This window comes from Herpetosiphon sp. (genome assembly GCF_003512625.1).
In the GTDB taxonomy this organism is placed as follows: domain Bacteria; phylum Chloroflexota; class Chloroflexia; order Chloroflexales; family Herpetosiphonaceae; genus Herpetosiphon; species Herpetosiphon aurantiacus.
In genome coordinates, this window is sequence record NZ_DOPT01000107.1 from 1 (window position 1) to 15,987 (window position 15,987).

At 50.7% G+C, this 15,987-nt stretch carries 15 protein-coding genes; 6 read left to right on the top strand and 9 right to left on the bottom strand.

Going from position 1 to position 15,987, the window contains the following annotated elements; translation table 11 throughout:
• Positions 1-144: 144 nt before the first annotated feature.
• The 3 genes from DEF47_RS24275 to DEF47_RS24285 form a co-directional block, all read right to left on the bottom strand.
• On the bottom strand, positions 145-1,467 hold the full coding sequence (locus tag DEF47_RS24275; RefSeq protein ID WP_012187765.1) for an RtcB family protein: 1,323 nt from the start codon (positions 1,465-1,467) through the stop codon (positions 145-147).
• A 154-nt stretch (positions 1,468-1,621) separates the two neighbouring features.
• Positions 1,622-1,993, bottom strand: coding sequence for a response regulator transcription factor (locus DEF47_RS24280; protein ID WP_012187766.1), 372 nt, complete (start codon positions 1,991-1,993; stop codon positions 1,622-1,624).
• Positions 1,994-2,027: 34 nt separating this feature from the next.
• A complete protein-coding gene (locus DEF47_RS24285; protein ID WP_012187767.1) occupies positions 2,028-3,281 on the bottom strand; it encodes a DUF3095 domain-containing protein in 1,254 nt (417 codons plus the stop codon).
• A gap of 137 nt (positions 3,282-3,418) precedes the next feature.
• Here DEF47_RS24285 and DEF47_RS24290 point away from each other — a divergent pair, with 137 nt between their 5' ends.
• From DEF47_RS24290 to DEF47_RS24315, 6 genes are all read left to right on the top strand, one after another.
• Positions 3,419-4,165 (top strand): class F sortase, encoded by a 747-nt coding sequence (locus tag DEF47_RS24290; RefSeq protein ID WP_012187768.1) that lies wholly within the window; start codon positions 3,419-3,421, stop codon positions 4,163-4,165.
• Positions 4,166-4,175: 10 nt separating this feature from the next.
• Complete coding sequence (locus DEF47_RS24295) at positions 4,176-4,847, top strand: hypothetical protein (RefSeq protein WP_012187769.1); 672 nt, start codon at positions 4,176-4,178, stop codon at positions 4,845-4,847.
• A 29-nt stretch (positions 4,848-4,876) separates the two neighbouring features.
• Positions 4,877-6,196 carry a gluconeogenesis factor YvcK family protein gene (locus tag DEF47_RS24300; protein WP_012187770.1) on the top strand — a complete coding sequence of 440 codons (1,320 nt, stop codon included), beginning with the start codon at positions 4,877-4,879 and terminating at the stop codon, positions 6,194-6,196.
• Between the two features lie 294 nt (positions 6,197-6,490).
• A complete protein-coding gene (locus tag DEF47_RS24305; protein WP_012187771.1) occupies positions 6,491-7,669 on the top strand; it encodes a DNA double-strand break repair nuclease NurA in 1,179 nt (392 codons plus the stop codon).
• A gap of 45 nt (positions 7,670-7,714) precedes the next feature.
• A complete protein-coding gene (locus tag DEF47_RS24310; RefSeq protein ID WP_012187772.1) occupies positions 7,715-8,323 on the top strand; it encodes a hypothetical protein in 609 nt (202 codons plus the stop codon).
• A gap of 9 nt (positions 8,324-8,332) precedes the next feature.
• Positions 8,333-8,812 carry a hypothetical protein gene (locus DEF47_RS24315; RefSeq protein WP_012187773.1) on the top strand — a complete coding sequence of 160 codons (480 nt, stop codon included), beginning with the start codon at positions 8,333-8,335 and terminating at the stop codon, positions 8,810-8,812.
• Positions 8,813-8,930: 118 nt separating this feature from the next.
• Here the strand turns inward: DEF47_RS24315 and DEF47_RS24320 are convergent, their stop codons facing one another.
• The 6 genes from DEF47_RS24320 to DEF47_RS24345 all read right to left on the bottom strand — a co-directional run bounded on the left by DEF47_RS24320 (position 8,931) and on the right by DEF47_RS24345 (position 15,960).
• Positions 8,931-9,872 carry a TolB family protein gene (locus DEF47_RS24320; RefSeq protein ID WP_041303814.1) on the bottom strand — a complete coding sequence of 314 codons (942 nt, stop codon included), beginning with the start codon at positions 9,870-9,872 and terminating at the stop codon, positions 8,931-8,933.
• Between the two features lie 121 nt (positions 9,873-9,993).
• Positions 9,994-10,134 (bottom strand): hypothetical protein, encoded by a 141-nt coding sequence (locus tag DEF47_RS24325; RefSeq protein WP_287045375.1) that lies wholly within the window; start codon positions 10,132-10,134, stop codon positions 9,994-9,996.
• Positions 10,135-10,500: 366 nt separating this feature from the next.
• Positions 10,501-10,938, bottom strand: coding sequence for a WXG100 family type VII secretion target (locus DEF47_RS24330; protein WP_012187776.1), 438 nt, complete (start codon positions 10,936-10,938; stop codon positions 10,501-10,503).
• Between the two features lie 196 nt (positions 10,939-11,134).
• Positions 11,135-12,208, bottom strand: coding sequence for an adenylate/guanylate cyclase domain-containing protein (locus DEF47_RS24335; protein WP_012187777.1), 1,074 nt, complete (start codon positions 12,206-12,208; stop codon positions 11,135-11,137).
• A gap of 74 nt (positions 12,209-12,282) precedes the next feature.
• A complete protein-coding gene (locus DEF47_RS24340) occupies positions 12,283-14,094 on the bottom strand; it encodes an ABC transporter ATP-binding protein (RefSeq protein WP_012187778.1) in 1,812 nt (603 codons plus the stop codon).
• Between the two features lie 117 nt (positions 14,095-14,211).
• Positions 14,212-15,960, bottom strand: a complete 1,749-nt coding sequence (locus DEF47_RS24345; protein WP_012187779.1) for an ABC transporter ATP-binding protein — start codon at positions 15,958-15,960, stop codon at positions 14,212-14,214.
• Between the last annotated feature and the right edge of the window lie 27 nt (positions 15,961-15,987).

Below are 15,987 nucleotides of genomic sequence, written 5' to 3' on the forward strand. Positions count from 1 at the left end.
CCTGCACCCCCTCAATGGCAATTGGTGGTGGTCAAGCGTTCGCCGATGAAATTAGAATCGCGTGGTTGGCAGTGTAACTATCCAGATTGGTGCTCCCCTCGCCCGCCGCAGTGGGAGAGGGGTAGGGGGTGAGGGACTTATACTTTAATTCTCGCCCGCTTCGCCTGCCATAATTACGGCGATAGGTTTCATACGGGCGAGGGGTTTGATCAAATCGGCCTCAATTTGCAATTCCATCACTCGTTCGATGTCTTTGTAGGCCAATGGCGATTCATCGATGCTCCAGCCTTCGACATGCACGCCGTGAGCTTTGATGACTTTTTTGGCTTCACTTGGGCTGATGGTGGCCCGCGCTTTGGAGCGGCTTAACAAGCGGCCAGCTCCATGCGAGGCACTATGCAAGGCTTCGGGGTTGCCCAAACCTTCAACCACATACGAGGCCGATGCCATACTGCCTGGAATGACTCCCCGCACGCCAACCCCCGCAGGTGTTGCACCCTTGCGATGCACAATCAAATCGCCTTCGCGCCAAGCAAAATTATGGTGATTTTGGATGGTGGTGATTGGTTGGAGTTTGGTGCGTTGGGCAAATAAGCGGTGGATCACTTCATGATTGGCTTGGGCAAAGGCTCCGGCTAATTCCATTGCGGCCCAATATTCTTGGCCTGCCTCACTATCCAAATTGAGCCATTCGTACATTTTGGGCACATGGGCTTGGCGTGCAGTTTCTTGCACGGCGATATTGCTATAGTGCTTGGCAATCGCATAACCAACTCCGCGCGAGCCGCTATGGGTCAGCAAGCCAACAAATTGGCGCGGCAAATCGTTTTCGCCAATGCGTTCGCCAACGACGATATTGGCAAAGTGGTTGCCGCCGCCGCTTGTGCCAAGTTGCGCGATGGCTTTTTCGCGCAAGCTGCGGGTTTGAGCGGTGATATTCCAGTGTTTGATGCCTAAAATTGGATGATCTGGCCCGCGTTTGCGACTTGCGCCTGAGCCAAACACCGTCACGTCAGCCAAATCACGGAATAATTGTTCACGCTGGCGTTGGATTTCCATGGGTGCTTCAGCAAAAATCGTGAGATGCATACGGCAGCCGATATCGACCCCAACCATCATGGGCGAGACGGCGTTGTGAGCGGCAAAAACCCCGCCAATCGGCAAGGCAAAGCCCGGGTGAGCGTCGGGCATCAACGCTCCTTGGGCGGCAATTGGCAGGCGCAAGGCCAACAGCAATTGCTCCAAAGCGGCGGCTTCAATATCAACCCCAATTTGGCCATAAGCCTTGTAGGGTTGTGGTTGCTCGTTGATCCGAGCTAATTCGGTGGGCTTGCCAAATTCGGCCTCGACTTGGGCCACAATTTGCAAATCCTTGGAGCCGCTTTTTTTCAAGGCGGCGGCATACTTGGCAATGGCCGTGAAGCGTTTATCGCCACGCCATGGCTTGAGCAAAACGTTGAGTTTCATAAATGTGAGGCTCAGTTCTAGGCCAGCGCGTTAGGCTACCGGCTATTATTCAATCTACAACCACTATACTGAAAAGCGGCATGCTCAAGCATCAGGCCGAATGTTGACCTAAGCTCAGTCTAAATCCTGAGCGCCAGCCAGCCCATAGCCTTGGTTAGTGGGTTTTGCCATAGCGCAAACGCAGCATAGCATTGAGGTATTCGATGAAAACGGGGATGTCAAAGGGTTTGGAGAGGTAGGCATCTGCGCCAGCATCGGCTCCACGTTGAAAATCAACCTGTTCAGAGCGCACGGTCAGCATCATCACTGGAATGCTATAGCTCATTTTGATCCGGCGGCAAACTTCGGTGCCTTCGAGCATGGGCATATTCACATCAAGAATCACTGCATCGGGGCGTTGGCTAGCAACTTTTTGCAATGCTTCCAATCCGTCACGCGCAATCGAAACCCGATGGCCTTCCAGTGCTAAAACCTGTTGAACTAAACGAATAATATCTTGATTGTCATCAACCAATAAAATGTGCATACGGCCTCCAAAAAGTGCAATGGAGCCATTATACTCAGCATGTCCCCCACGATGGTGATGAAGTATCCCCCAAAAGTCCTGTTTTTGGCTGTGACACAGGTTTGGTTGTAACAGGTGGTTCGAGATAATGGCTTTGCTGTTTGAGTTGATCAGCAGCTTTGGCATAGCCGCCGTTGTTGCCATCGATAAAATGCACTTGGCGGCCCATCCGTTCAAACACGATACAGGTCATCAAGGCACTATCGGAAACATGCAGGCCATAGTTGAGCCGCCCAGCCGCCCGTTCAGCATTCAGAAATTGTTCAAGCTGCTGGCGTTGCTCAGGAGTTCCGGCAATCACCATGCGCAGCATTGCATCGTATTTGCGATAATCGGTGCTGGCTTGCAAAATCTGTGGGTATTCGGCCCAATCGGTTAATTCGGTTTTAGCTCCAGTTGCCAACAGCAATTTGCCCAGCACATTCAGCCACCAAATATTATTGAGATAGCGCAATTGTTGCAGTTTGCTGGTACCACCACGCAAGCGGGCTTCACCCCACAGATCTTGAATCCGTAAGGTTAGGCTTAGTTGTTGTACATCGACGGGGTGATGCGAATCGTCAGCGCCGTAGATAGCCTCAATCTGCTCAATAACTTGGCGATTGATTGCATTACGTTGAGTAGTGGTGTTGGCCTCGGCCCGAACTAAGAGCGAAACCGTTTCGCCGTAACGGCTGGGAATTTCTTGCCAGCGACATTCGAGGCCATCGAGCAAGCCTGGTTGATCGCTCGACTGGGCGGCTAGCAAATATTTCGCACCGGCCACGGGATCTTTGATCGTTTGTTCGACGAAGGTCAAACCATCACCATTGATCATCGCTTGGGCATAATTGTCCGAGGCGGCGAATTTGGCAATTTCCAGCTGATAGCGATGGGCATAAACTTCACTGACTGGCATAATACCCACCCGCAAATGCAAATTGTAGATCGATTCGCTCAAATGTTGGACTGCTTGCAAGGCAGGTTTGGCTTGCTCGACTAACCATGGTGGCAATAACACGGTTGCGCCATCGCCGCCGAACACAAACGGGATATCGAGATTGGGCTGCAAATTGAGTAAGGCTACAATCGTGCTAGCGCCAATAAAATTCACATCTTTGTAGCGCCCCTCGCCAATCGCCTTGGTCGATTGCTCAATATCACTCACCACAATAACCCAATCGTCAGGGACGCGATGGTAGCAATTGGCATCGGTAATTTGGACAAAATCGGTGATAATGGGTAAGGTTGCATAGAAGTTGTGCGCCATCGATAACCTCGATTATGAAAGGGTTTCCAACTGGATTTGGCCGTTCGCTAAAGCATCATATTACATAATAAACATTACAATAGAGTTTACGCAATCTAAGCCAATTGGATGGATTGTTGAGCAAGGAGTTTTCTGGCATGCGTCGGATATTGTTAATTTTCGTCGGATGGAGCTTAGTCGCCTGTGGTGGCACGACCAACAATCCCAGTGCAACGGCGGTTGCTAGCCTTGAGCCAACTTCCCAAGCGCTGGTGGCAAGTGTTGTGCCAACAAATACAATTGTGGCAACGCCTGCTGCTACGCCAACTCGTTTGCCCACCCAAACCGTTGCCCCCGAAGTTACTAGCAAGCCAGTTGAGCTTGATACGCCAACCCTGAACGACCAAAATGCGCCGCCCACCGCTGCGCCGCAGCCAACCGCCGATGCCAGCAATGCTCCGAGCCAGCCTGTACGGATTGTGATCGACGCGATTGGGCTGGATCTTGCGCCTGTTTCAGTGGGCTTGGATCAACGCAATGTGCCAATTGTGCCCAAACACGATGCAGGCTGGTATAACCTGAGTGCCCAGCCGGGCCAAGGCGAAAATGTGGTGTTTTGGGGCCATGTGCTGCGCTGGAAGGATGCGCCGAATGTTCCAGCTCCCTTTGCGCGGGTCAAAGATGTGGCAATCGATGAGACAATCACGGTTTATAGTGCTGATGGGAGTGAATATCGCTATCGGGTGACCGAACAAGTCTGGGTCACACCTGATCAAGTTCAATATATTTTGCCCGTTGGCTCCGAGCGGCTAACCCTGGTTTCGTGCATTGGCGATCAAGTGATTGTTGAAGGCAATTTAGAAATGAGCCATCGCTTGATTACGATCGCCGAGCCACTTCGCTGAGGTTGTGCCAATGTCCGAAAGCCTGCCAAATTTGCATGTGCCAGCAGTTCAAACGTTAGGTGAGCGTTATAGCAAATTGCGTTTGTGGTGGTATATGTTTGCGGTCTTGTTCGTCGGCGATTTTTTTGGGCTGATGGCCATTGTCGCGATTAACGATCTCAACGATAGTGTGCGTTCGCCAGTAATCTGGCAATTGGGCATGCAACGGCTGAGTATTGTGAGTATTGGCGTGGCCAGCTTAATTTTTGCAAGTTTTGGCTGGCTGATTGGCTGGATTTTGCGGAAAGTAGCGATTTGTCAGGTTCGCTGGGTGGTTTTGGCCGTGTTTGTGGGTTATTGGTCTGCATACATTCTTTTCAATTGGCCGCCAAGTTTACTCTGGCTGACCAATAGCCCGCATACAACCTACTATCGACATATGCTGAGTGCGATGCTTACGGCAATTGGCTGTGTAGCTGGGCCGATCGCGCTGGTGATGCGACCAAGCAGCTGGGCTGTAGTCTGGCTTTTGAGTCAGTTGGGGCTAGGTTTTGTAATTGCCAGCATTAGCCATTGGTTGGTGCTCAACAACTTTGATGGCTTTGCGATAACCTTCTTCATCATTTCCATTCTTGCGATCTATCCACTCGTTTTGAGTATTTGGTTTAGCTATTATTTACGTCGCCAAATCGTGCCCTTTTAGCCGCCATTTGGGTCTATAATTGGAAAACTATGAAACAATCTGTACCTGCATCTGCCCGCAAATTATTAGATAGTCGTTGGCTCAAAGTTGGAATTGGGGTCAAGCGTTGGCTGGCGCTCATGCTGTTTGGCCTGATGTTCTCGGCACTGGGCTTGGCTTTTGGCCTGCGCGAACTCTATACCACGGTTGAGTTACCAGCGATTTTCTATTATTTGACCCTACAATTTTGGCCGCGCACCATTCGCATGATCATTTTGTGTTTGGTAGGAATTTCGGCTACTGGCTTTGCTTTTCGCCATCTTAATCGGGTGTTGCTCAGCGCCGCCTTGCCGCGTAACACCGCCCCGATCGATTTGGCTGAAACCTTGATTGGCCGTAGCCGCACTCGGCATGGCCCCAAAGTCGTGGCCCTTGGCGGCGGTCACGGCCTTTCGACCTTGCTCAGTGGCCTCAAACAATATACCGATAATATTACGGCGATTGTGGCGGTTGCCGATGATGGTGGCTCTTCAGGCCGCATTCGCCAAGAATTTGGCATTCTACCGCCAGGCGATATTCGGCGTTGTTTGGCAGCCTTGGCCGAAGCTGAACCCTTGATGACCCGTTTGTTTGAGCATCGTTTTCAGGCTGGCAGCCTCGAAGGCCATACCTTTGGCAATTTATTTATTACCGCGCTGGCCGAGGTCACTGGCTCGTTTGGCGAAGGCGTGCGCGAGGCCAATCGCGTTTTGGCGGTGCGCGGCCAAATTGTGCCAGCTACACTTGATGATGTAGTGCTGTGGGCCGAATTGGAAAATGGCGAGCATATCAGCGGTGAATCGCGCATCGCCAAAAGTGGCCAGCGGATTAAACGGGTGTATCTCCAGCCCCATGGTGCGCTGGCGGTACGCGCCGCAATCAAAGCGATCGAAGAGGCCGATTTGATTATTGTTGGGCCTGGTAGTTTGTACACGAGCCTGCTTTCGAGCTTGATGATCAGCGAAATCAACCAAGCGATGCGCGAGGCGGTGCAGGCAGTGCGCGTTTATGTTTGCAATGTGGCGACTGAGCCAGGCGAAACCGACCATTTTGGCGTGCGCGACCACTTGCAGGCATTGGTTGAGCATGTTGGCCCCGATGTGTTCGATGTGGCCTTGGCCAATAGCGACGATCGCCAAAACCATCGTTTTGCGCCCGAATGGCAAGGTCGCACCACAATTGTGCCACTCGATCAAACCCAAGATTTGCCAATTCGCGTGCGCACCGCCAACGTGATCAATCCAGCCAATCCACTGCGCCACGATCCAGTACGCTTGGCGCGGGAGTTGATGCGGGTGCTCGAAAAAGAACGCCAAATGGGCCGCTTGTGACAACTATTGACACATTGTTATGCTAGGGTCGGAGTTAGAGGTCAGGGGGCTAGGGTTCAGGAAGTACGCAACCGCGAAGAACACGAAGCGAGGGAGCAGGGATCGGTTGTTGGGGGTCGGGGATTGGAAATACCAATCGATATGTTCATTAAACAACCTTTGCGAACCACCAAATGTGCTTGAGGGGGTGCAGGGGGATTAAAGCCCCCTGCGTCTCCCGCCTTGAGGCGGGACGGAAGGGTGAAGCCATAATGATTAAATATTTGATCAAGCCAACTACCAGAGGAGCACCGCATGCCACTCGATTTTAATCAAGTTGGCCAACAAATTAAGCAAATGGGCGGCGATTTGCGCCAAACTGCCAATCACCATGATCAATTGGTTGCTCATGCATGGGCCAAATTAGAGGAACAAAGCCCACGTTGGGAGCATTGGGCACGCCATGCTGAAGAGAATTATTTGCGTAGCCCATGGCTTTTAGCAGCTCCAGCTGAGCCGATTATCAACCGCTATCAACTACCAAAATTTCCACCAAATTATTGTTTAGCCGCAGTCGATGGCTCGCAGATCGATCTTGATCGCCATTGGGCGGTCGAGTGCTATTTGATTAATCTCGGCTTGGTGACGATTCAATATGGTCAACAGCCTTATTCTAAATTGCATTCAGTGCCAGCTTTGCACTACAACGATCAGGAATTGTTGCTGCGCGATAAGGATGGCCGTAGTTATAAAATGGCTGGCGCTTTGGTCCATGCCGAACGCGATACCCGTGAAGGCATTGCGCTGGCTCGTTTAGCCCAAGAAATTCTAGAACAGAGCACCACGCCTTTAGTTGCGATGCAAGATGGCACGCTGATTCGTTGGTCGTTGAGTGGGCTTGATCCATGGGTGCGAGCACATTTTTTGCAGCGCTATCTTGATGAAGGTTTGGCGGCGTTACGCGCTGCTGATGTGCCGACCTGCTCCTACATTAGCCACCCCAAAGCCCCCGAAGTAACTGGAATTGCCCGTTTAATCGTCAATCCAACCCTGAACAATACCAACAAAGCTGAAGGTCTTGTTGATCCGTATCCTGGGATCAACGATACCAAATTGTTTGGCAATGGTTGGTTGGGCGATGGCGAACGCAGTGCGCTTTTCAAAAGCCTCTCTAAAATCAACGTAGAAGAGTATCGCGACCATGCGATTTATTTCTTCTATTTAAATGTTGGCTCTGAATTAGCGCGGATCGAAATGCCCGAATGGGTGGCGCAACGCCCCGAATGGGTTGATTTGATTCACGCAGTAGCGTATGATCAAGCTCATCGTGGTGGTGGCTATCCGGTGGCGTTAGCGCGGGCACATGAGCAAGCCGTGGTGCGCGAAAGCGATCGTCGGGTATTTCGCCAGATGATCGAGCAAGCGCTGTGGCATGCCCGTTTGAACAATGGCTCATCATTAAAACAAGATGCCAAAGCCCAAGTGCGGGTTTAACTCTTTTAGCTATAGCCTATCCTCGATAGCCTATACCCAACGCATATGACAGAACAACGAATTGGCGAAGTGATCGAAGCAAGCTCAACCCAATGGACAACTGGAGCCTATGAATTATTGAATGCGCCGCCATTTGGCTCGTTGATCAAGGCTGGTTGCCATGATAACGATTTATGCATTTATGGCTTAGTCTATGATATTCGCACTGGCAGCCGTGATCTTGGTGGCAAGGCCATGGTGCGTGGCGGGCGGCGCTACGATGGTAGCGAGTTCTACGACGGCCAAATTTATAGCGAACACCCTGATCTGGCGGCGGTGCTACAAACCGAGTGGAGTGCTTTGGTGATTGGCTACGAGCGGGCAGGCCGGATTATTCACTATCTGCCGCCGCAACCGCCAACCGTGCACTACAGCGTACATCTATGCGATGATGACACAGTAGAGCGTTTTACCCAGCATTGCGATTTTTTTCGCATGGTGTTGCATGCCAATTTGCCGATTGCTGATGAATTGCTGGGCACGGCGATTCGCCATGCGGCGGCACTACAAGCCAATCGGCGCGAATATGAATTATATGCAGGCCGCGAATTAGCGCGGTTGCTGCGTGATGATTATGATCGGTTGCGGGTGTTGGTGCGAATGTTGACTAGTTAGGAGCCTACTATGCCAAACTTGATTGTCAATGGTCGTGAGTATCGCAGTGTTGATGAAATGCCCGCCGAGGATCGCCAACTCTATCAACAAACGCTGAGCTTATTGGGCGATCACGATGGCGATGGCGTGCCCGATATTTTCAATCAAACTGGCAAGGTTCAATCAGTCAATCTCAATCAACAGCAGATCAATCTGACCAATGGAGCCAACGATCAACTCAAGCAAGTGTTTGTTGATCGTGATGGCAATGGCATTCCCGATATTCTTGAAGGCCAAACCAACCTTGGTAATGCCCAAAGTAATTTTGGCAACCCCCAAGCGACAACCAGTTCAACCACTTGGAAAACTGCTGCCCCAACCGCCGATCCGCTTGGTAGTTCGCCCTTGCCATGGAACCAACCACAACAAAGCAATGGTTTTATGCTTGGTTTAGTGGTTGGTGGAGTTGTCATTGGGGCAGCGTTATTGATTTGGTTGTTGGTGATGTAGGCTGCTTTTCTGGAAAAGCTAGCCTCAGATTGAACCCCATATAACGCATCCTAACTCCTCTGCTCTTTGTGCGCTAGGCTAGGCTGCTGATTCCAAGCAGCCTAGCGCTGTATGGAAGTTATTGCATAAACGCTGAAACATCCAACGTCATCACATAATCACTGGGGCCAAGATCAGCTGGTTTACGCCAAATGACGGCGATCTGCTTGCCATCGGGTGACCATGCAGGCCATTGATAATTTCCAACCGTAGTCGTGAGTTGATGCCACTCAGCTTTCGTAGGATTTACCAACCAGACCTGATTATCGAATCCATCGAAGTAGCCCAGAACGACCAGCCATTGACCATCGGGCGACCATTGCAACCCTGAAACATTGCGAATATTCGTGCCGATTTCGCGCCGATTCCCACCATCACTATCCATCAAATAGAGTGTTGAGCGCACTCCACCTAAGGTTGCCATGGAATCGGCTGCATGCGGTGAACCAGCATAGGCAATGGTCGTACCATCGGGTGACCATGCAAAGTATTGACAGATAGCCACCCCTGCATCAAGCGGTTGATGACCTGCCTCCGCCGACCACCAAAAGAGCCGTGACTGAAGATAGCCGCCATCGGAGAGCATCGCGCGTTGCATATCAGGAGCAAGGCTAAACCGCAGATGTTGGCTGAGATCTTGGGGTAAAGCAGGTTGTAAAAGTGGGGTAAGATCATTGGTTGTTGGATCGAATTGCCATACACCAAACTCACGTTCGGAAATGCCCGTCTCAAGATTTGGATTCCAGTTATAGCGCCGCAGGCCAAGTTTGCCATTAGGAAGGCGTTGGGGGAAATAATATGAAGTCATAACAAATGCTTGTTCAAGTGGAATTGATAATGATTCACCAAGGTTTCCTTGTTGATCAATCCAATACAAATTCTCAACAGGATTGTTGGCTGTTCGTGCTTGTAGCACTAGACCTTGATCAAGCCAAGCTAGCCCTGAATAAATTCCCGCAGGGACGGCTAATTGGGTTGGTGTAATCGGTGTAGTTGGGATCTGAGTCATAGGTGTTTGCATAGTACATCCACTAGCTATTAATAAAAAAGCTGTAAACATAAAAAGTTGTTTCATTTGGCAAGTGTTCCATCGCTTAAGGTATACGATCCATCATGGTTCATTCGAGTTCCGGCGGCCTGGATCAAGCGGCCATCAATCGATAAAAGTTGCCATACGCCACAAACTGAGGAATAAGATCGCCGGCAGTTGTTCCAGGAGCCGGAACTCCAGCCCGTAGATTTGCTGCATCCGAGCCATAGGTTACCCCTAATTGCTCTGCCATAGCCCAACATGGGATAAGTTTTTCTTGTTCTAGTCCACTTGCCTGTTGAAAAAAGAACTCTTTCCATGCAGATGCTGCCCCAGCACAATCATTGAATCCAGCTGGAATTGGACTTCCCTCATTCTGAAATAAGAAAAATCCATTCTGAATAGCCTCTAAAACCCCAGCATCGGCCCATGAAGCCCATGTACCTGGCCCCATATGTCCAAGCGCTGATGATTCATCAAAAAATGCAATAATATCTTGAATGTTATGGAAGGAATTGGGATAGCCTGTCGCTCTAGGGCTTCAACCCATTGAATCCGTTCGCTAGCCGTCAGCATTTCAAATTCATCTAAGGTTAGGTCGAAACGAATAAGCTTGCCATCAGAGCATCGAAGACGGCCCGCCAGGCAGGTTGGCTGAGCCTAGCCGTGGAGCAGGCGGAGCCGTGCGCAGGCCAATGGTTGTGCCAAGGGCTGCTCCCAAGCCCGCTGCGACTGCCTCAGTAGCAATATCGCCAAAATTGCCCTTGAAAAGTGCGGCAGCCGCTTCTTCGGCACTACGCATTCCTGTATGAATGGCCATGGCAACGTCGCGAGCAGTTTCAAGAGCTTCACGTAAACGCTCAAGCGCCGGATCAACTTCAGCCTGAAATTCATGGAAAAAGGCTGTCGCGGCTATGCCACTCCAATCGTTGCGCAATTGGCCAACTGTAGCCCGTAGCTGTTGACGTAGGCTAACGACTGCCTCAGCCTTGGTTCGAAAACGCTGGGCAACTTGAAGAAGGTGGTTGTATTCCACCTGAATAATCGGGGCTGGCATAGTTCCTCCCGTACCAAAAATTGTTGTTTGGATGATTCTCTCAGTTAAAAAGGGGGATAAAAAGTACGATCCCTCATCCGTCGTTGCGTAGTATAGGTGATCGGCTGATTAAAAACCTCACCCAAAAAGGGGGGATTTGGGCTTTAATCAACAACCATCCCCAAATTGCTGAGGATGGTTGCTGAATCAACTTAATTTAGTTGTGGAAGCGCACGACGTTGAAGGGCAAATCATCAAGGCCGCGCAAAATCAGGGTTTCGTTGGCCAAATCGCTGGGGAGAATTTCGGCCACACCTGGCGCTTCGAGCACTTGCTGGGTTACTACCAACTCGGCATAATTGGCACTTGATTGTACGCGGGCAGCGGCATTGACGGTTGTGCCAAAGTAATCAAGCCGATCGTTCAAGGTTACGGCCAGTGTTGGGCCAGCATGCACGCCAACTTTGAGCGTTAAGCGTTCATCATCGCCTAATTCACGGTCGATATTAAATTGCTCAATGGCCGCCAAGGCATTTTGGCCAGCCTTGACTGCCGCCGCGCCATCAACGAACACCGCCATAATGGCATCGCCAATGGTTTTGACCACCGCACCACCAGCTTGATCGACCACAGCAAACAAGATGTTGAAGTGTTCGCGCACCAAGCTGTAGGCCCGTGGATCGCCTTTGCGAGCATATAAGGCGGTTGAGCCACCAAGATCGGTGAACATCAAGGCAGCCCATTTGATTTGGAAGCTTTCGCCATCGGGCAATGGTTCATCGATAAACAAATCGCGGAAGGCTTGCACGGTCAGCAATTCATGCGAGGTTGTTACGCCTAAACGTTGATCAATTGCTTCGCGCCATGTGTCGTTGTCGATGCCTGCTGGCAAACTGCGCACCTGCGCTGCCACCGTGAAGGTCACATGAATGCCTTCATCGAGCTTGGCGGGGAAATTATCGCGGCACATCGCACAATATTGTTGCGAATGGGCTTGGGTTAATTTATCAAAAGCATGGGCTTGATAGCCACAATAAATACAACGTGCTTCCCAATTCAAGTCGAATAAGCCAACACGCACTGCTGCGGCCATCAATTGTAAGCCCGCCCGCCGCGAAAGCCCCAACTCTTCGGCCAAGTACGCTGGATTAAAGCGATAGAGCATCGCCCCTGGTGCTGTATCCAATATGCTGGTGAGGGCCGTGCGAACCGTTGCGGCTACGCCATAGTTAGCCAATTCTGCGACCAACGCGCTACTTGATGTTGAATGTTGTTCTTCGTTCAAAGCCATACCATAGCCTCCTAGATACCTATAAAATTGTAGCACTGTCTGGTCGCAATGGGCAGCCCAAATCGAAATATTTGCTAAACGCTGCGTACTGCCCCGCGCGATTCGATGTAGCTCAACGATTGATGGCGGAAGTAGGTATCATATAAATCGGCATAATGCCCGCCTTGCTGCATCAGCTGATCGTGGTTGCCTTCTTCGATAATTTGGCCTTGATTCAACACAATAATTCGATCCGCCGAGCGCACGGTCGAAAGGCGGTGGGCAATCAAAATTGCCGTCGAGCGCGAAAGAATCAAATCCATGGCTTGCTGAATTTGGGTTTCAGTAAATGGGTCGATGCTGGCAGTTGCTTCATCGAGAATAAAAATCGCTGGTTGCGCCGCCAAGACCCGCGTCAAAGCTACCAGCTGGCGTTGCCCAAGCGAAAGTTTATTGCCGCGCTCGCCAACTTGCGATTGCAAGCCTTGGGGCAAGGTTTCCAGCCATTCGCCGCCGCCAATTTGGTTGGCAACTGCTTCAAGCTCGGCATCGCTCAGTTGGGGCGCTGCATAGCGAATGTTATCGGCAACTGTGCCATCAAACAAAAATGGAGTTTGGGTCACAATTCCCAATTGCTGACGATAGCTGCGCAAATCCAAGCTGCGAATATCATGGCTATCGACCGTAATCTTGCCTGATTGAAACTCATAGAAACGGGTGATCAATTTGGCGATACTCGATTTGCCAGCGCCCGTATGCCCAACTAAGGCGATGCTCTCGCCTGGAGCAATATTGAGGCTAAAATCGTTCAGCACCGGCTCTTTGCGCCCATAGCGAAACTCAACATGATCGAACACAATTTCGCCGCGCAGGCGTTTGGTGGTTTGCTGATCGTGTTGTTTGACGCTATGTTCGGCATCAATCAAGGCAAAAATGCGCTCAGCCGCCGCCAAGCCAGCTTGAAATTGGCTCCAAAAAGCCGAGATATTCAGCAATGGAAACCAAAACAGATCAACCGAGCGCACAAAGACATACCAAGCTGCCAAACTAATTGTGAGATCGATCACCGACAAGCCGCCCCAATAAATTAAGGCCGCCGTGCCAAAGCCTGAAACAATGTTCAAGGTTGGGAACACATTCGAGAGCACAAAACCACGTCGTAGGTTAACTCCATACGATTGTTGGTTGATCTCGCTGAATTCACCATAAATGCGGGCTTCTTGGCGAAAATTCTTGGCGATGCTAATCCCCGTTACCGCTTCTTGAATTGAGCTATTGACCTCGCCCAGCACCTGAAAGCCTTTGCGGGTGACGAAACGCGCCAAACGCCGAAAGCCTAAAGCCAAGCCAATCACAATCGGGGTGAAGCCAATAATCCCCAAGCTGAGCGGCACTGAAACGCTGAGCAAATAGACTAACAGCGCAATCACCGTTAGCACTTGGCTGACAATTTCGATGATCAAGCGTGAAACTTGGGCAAATTCTTGGGTATCTGAGGTGATGCGGCTAATAATTCGACCTGACCGCAGTTCATCAAAAAACGAGAGATCATGGCTAATGGCTGCGTTAAAGGCATCATTGCGTAAAGCACTAATCACATCGGCCACAATTTGAGCGGTCATGCGTTGGCGCAACCAGCCCATGGCCCATTGCAGCACTCCAAAAACCACCCCACCACTGGCAAGCAACCAGATAAAATTCCAATCGGGGTTGGCTTCACCAATCCGCTGAACGGCTTGAGCGACCAAAAATGGCGGAATTGTATTGAGCAAGCCCAAGCCACAAATCAGGGCTATCGTCCAAAATGCGGTGCGCCGATGAGCACGAAAATAGCTCAACATGCGCCCCATTAATTCGCGGTCGCCATACTGACGATCATAATTTTCGGTATCTAATCCTGCAAACATAAGCACCCTTTTGGAAAGTCAAAAGTCAAAAGTCAAAGGTCAAAGGTCAAAATAGGATAGTTGGAATAGGCCAACATTTTGTAAATTAACAAACGTTTTGTTTTTTGACTTCTGCCTTCATAATTTGGCAAAGATTGCCCGATAGGCTTCGGATTGCTGCATGAGATCTTCGTGCGTGCCAACGGCGCTAATTGTGCCTTTGCGAATCACGATGATCAGGTCGGCCCAGCGAATTTGTGAAAGCCGATGGGTAATCAAAATCGTGGTGCGGTCTTGCGAGGCTTGTTCAATCGCTTGTTGAATCCGATCTTCAGTCGCGCTGTCGATCGCGCTGGTCGAATCATCAAGCACCAAAATTGTGGGATCGGTCAAGAAGGCCCGCGCCAAAGCTAGGCGTTGGCGTTGCCCACCGGAAAGCGTCACGCCACGTTCGCCGATGATCGTATCGTAGCCATCGGCGAGTCGCCCGATAAAATCGTGGGCTTGCGCCGCTTTGGCGGCTTCGATAATTTGCTCACGGGTAGCGTTGGGCACACCAAAGCCAATATTATCGGCAATTGAGCGCGAAAACAGGAAAATATCTTGCTCGATGATTGAGATTTGGCGACGCAAGGCTGCTAAATTCCAATCGCGTACATCAACGCCATCAATCAAAATGCGACCTTCGCGGGTATCGTAGGTGCGGTTGAGCAATTTGGTAAGCGTTGTTTTGCCAGCGCCAGTTTGGCCAACTAAGGCTACTGTTTGGCCAGGTGCAATTCGAAAACTGACTTTTTGCACGGCATCAACATCGCTATGATAGCCAAAGGCCACGTTTTCAAAGATAATTTCGCCGCGCATTGGCTCGGCATAGCCTTGGGCATTTTCGTCAAGCTCGGTTTCTGTGGTAATTAATTCCAAAATACGCCGTCCGCCTGCGAGGCCGCTCGAAAGCTGCGAGTAGGCAAATTGGGCGGTGAAGGTTGGGAAGCCAAACAACAGCAACAAGCCATTGAATGAAACGACATCACCAACATTAATCAGGCCATTGCGAAACAGAATCAGGCTATGGATAAAGCCCAAGCCTTGACCTAAACCAAGCAATAAGACTGGTAAAAAGACCGCTTCCACATTGCCTTGAGCCACAAATGCGTTGCGCCATTTGCTGACGGCAGTTCGAAATCGGTTGCGCTCACGCTCTTCTTGGGCGGTGGCTTTGACCGTTTCTACGCCGTCGATTGCCTCGGCCAAGGTGGCGTTGAGTTCACCAAAACTTTGGCGCACCGCCGTGGTGACAGGCTTGAGTTGACGTAAATAATGCCAAACCAACAACCCATAAAACACCAAATACAGAATTGGCACAACCAACAGTTGGGGGTGGGGCGAGGCGATCAGCGGCATAATTAAAAACATTGCCGAACCAACTACCAAGTTGACCCCAGGATTGAGCATCAAGTTCATTTCGCGCACATCATTGGTGGCGCGGGCCATCACATCACCCGTTGGTTGGCTATCGTGGAAGGCCATACTTTTGCCCAATAAACTGGTGTAGAGTTCATCGCGCACATCGCGTTCGAGCCGTTGGCCGATCACTTCTGAGGAGAAATTGCGCAATAGCTGGACAAATGCCCTCAAAAATTGCCCGCCAACAATCAGCAAAGCTGCCCACCACAAGCCATTTTTATCGCCAGCCTTAACTGCTTCGAAGGCTTGGCCCGTGACGACTGGCACTTGAGCGGCGAATAATGCGTTGCCAAATGCCCCAATAAATAGCCCAATAATCCACCAAAGATTGCGCCGCGCATGCGACCAAACCCAGCGCAACGGCGTTGAACGATTGATCTTCCACGATCGTTCAACCACAAATTCACTATTCGAAAGCGCCATGAAATCCCTTTCCAGTTGGAAGCGTCT

Coding starts and splice junctions, on each gene's coding strand:
- DEF47_RS24275 (WP_012187765.1), bottom strand. CDS start 1,467: ATGAAACTCAACGTTTTGCTCAAGCCATGGCGTGGCGATAAACGCTTC.
- DEF47_RS24280 (WP_012187766.1), bottom strand. CDS start 1,993: ATGCACATTTTATTGGTTGATGACAATCAAGATATTATTCGTTTAGTT.
- DEF47_RS24285 (WP_012187767.1), bottom strand. CDS start 3,281: ATGGCGCACAACTTCTATGCAACCTTACCCATTATCACCGATTTTGTC.
- DEF47_RS24290 (WP_012187768.1), top strand. CDS start 3,419: ATGCGTCGGATATTGTTAATTTTCGTCGGATGGAGCTTAGTCGCCTGT.
- DEF47_RS24295 (WP_012187769.1), top strand. CDS start 4,176: ATGTCCGAAAGCCTGCCAAATTTGCATGTGCCAGCAGTTCAAACGTTA.
- DEF47_RS24300 (WP_012187770.1), top strand. CDS start 4,877: ATGAAACAATCTGTACCTGCATCTGCCCGCAAATTATTAGATAGTCGT.
- DEF47_RS24305 (WP_012187771.1), top strand. CDS start 6,491: ATGCCACTCGATTTTAATCAAGTTGGCCAACAAATTAAGCAAATGGGC.
- DEF47_RS24310 (WP_012187772.1), top strand. CDS start 7,715: ATGACAGAACAACGAATTGGCGAAGTGATCGAAGCAAGCTCAACCCAA.
- DEF47_RS24315 (WP_012187773.1), top strand. CDS start 8,333: ATGCCAAACTTGATTGTCAATGGTCGTGAGTATCGCAGTGTTGATGAA.
- DEF47_RS24320 (WP_041303814.1), bottom strand. CDS start 9,872: ATGCAAACACCTATGACTCAGATCCCAACTACACCGATTACACCAACC.
- DEF47_RS24325 (WP_287045375.1), bottom strand. CDS start 10,134: ATGGCAGAGCAATTAGGGGTAACCTATGGCTCGGATGCAGCAAATCTA.
- DEF47_RS24330 (WP_012187776.1), bottom strand. CDS start 10,938: ATGCCAGCCCCGATTATTCAGGTGGAATACAACCACCTTCTTCAAGTT.
- DEF47_RS24335 (WP_012187777.1), bottom strand. CDS start 12,208: ATGGCTTTGAACGAAGAACAACATTCAACATCAAGTAGCGCGTTGGTC.
- DEF47_RS24340 (WP_012187778.1), bottom strand. CDS start 14,094: ATGTTTGCAGGATTAGATACCGAAAATTATGATCGTCAGTATGGCGAC.
- DEF47_RS24345 (WP_012187779.1), bottom strand. CDS start 15,960: ATGGCGCTTTCGAATAGTGAATTTGTGGTTGAACGATCGTGGAAGATC.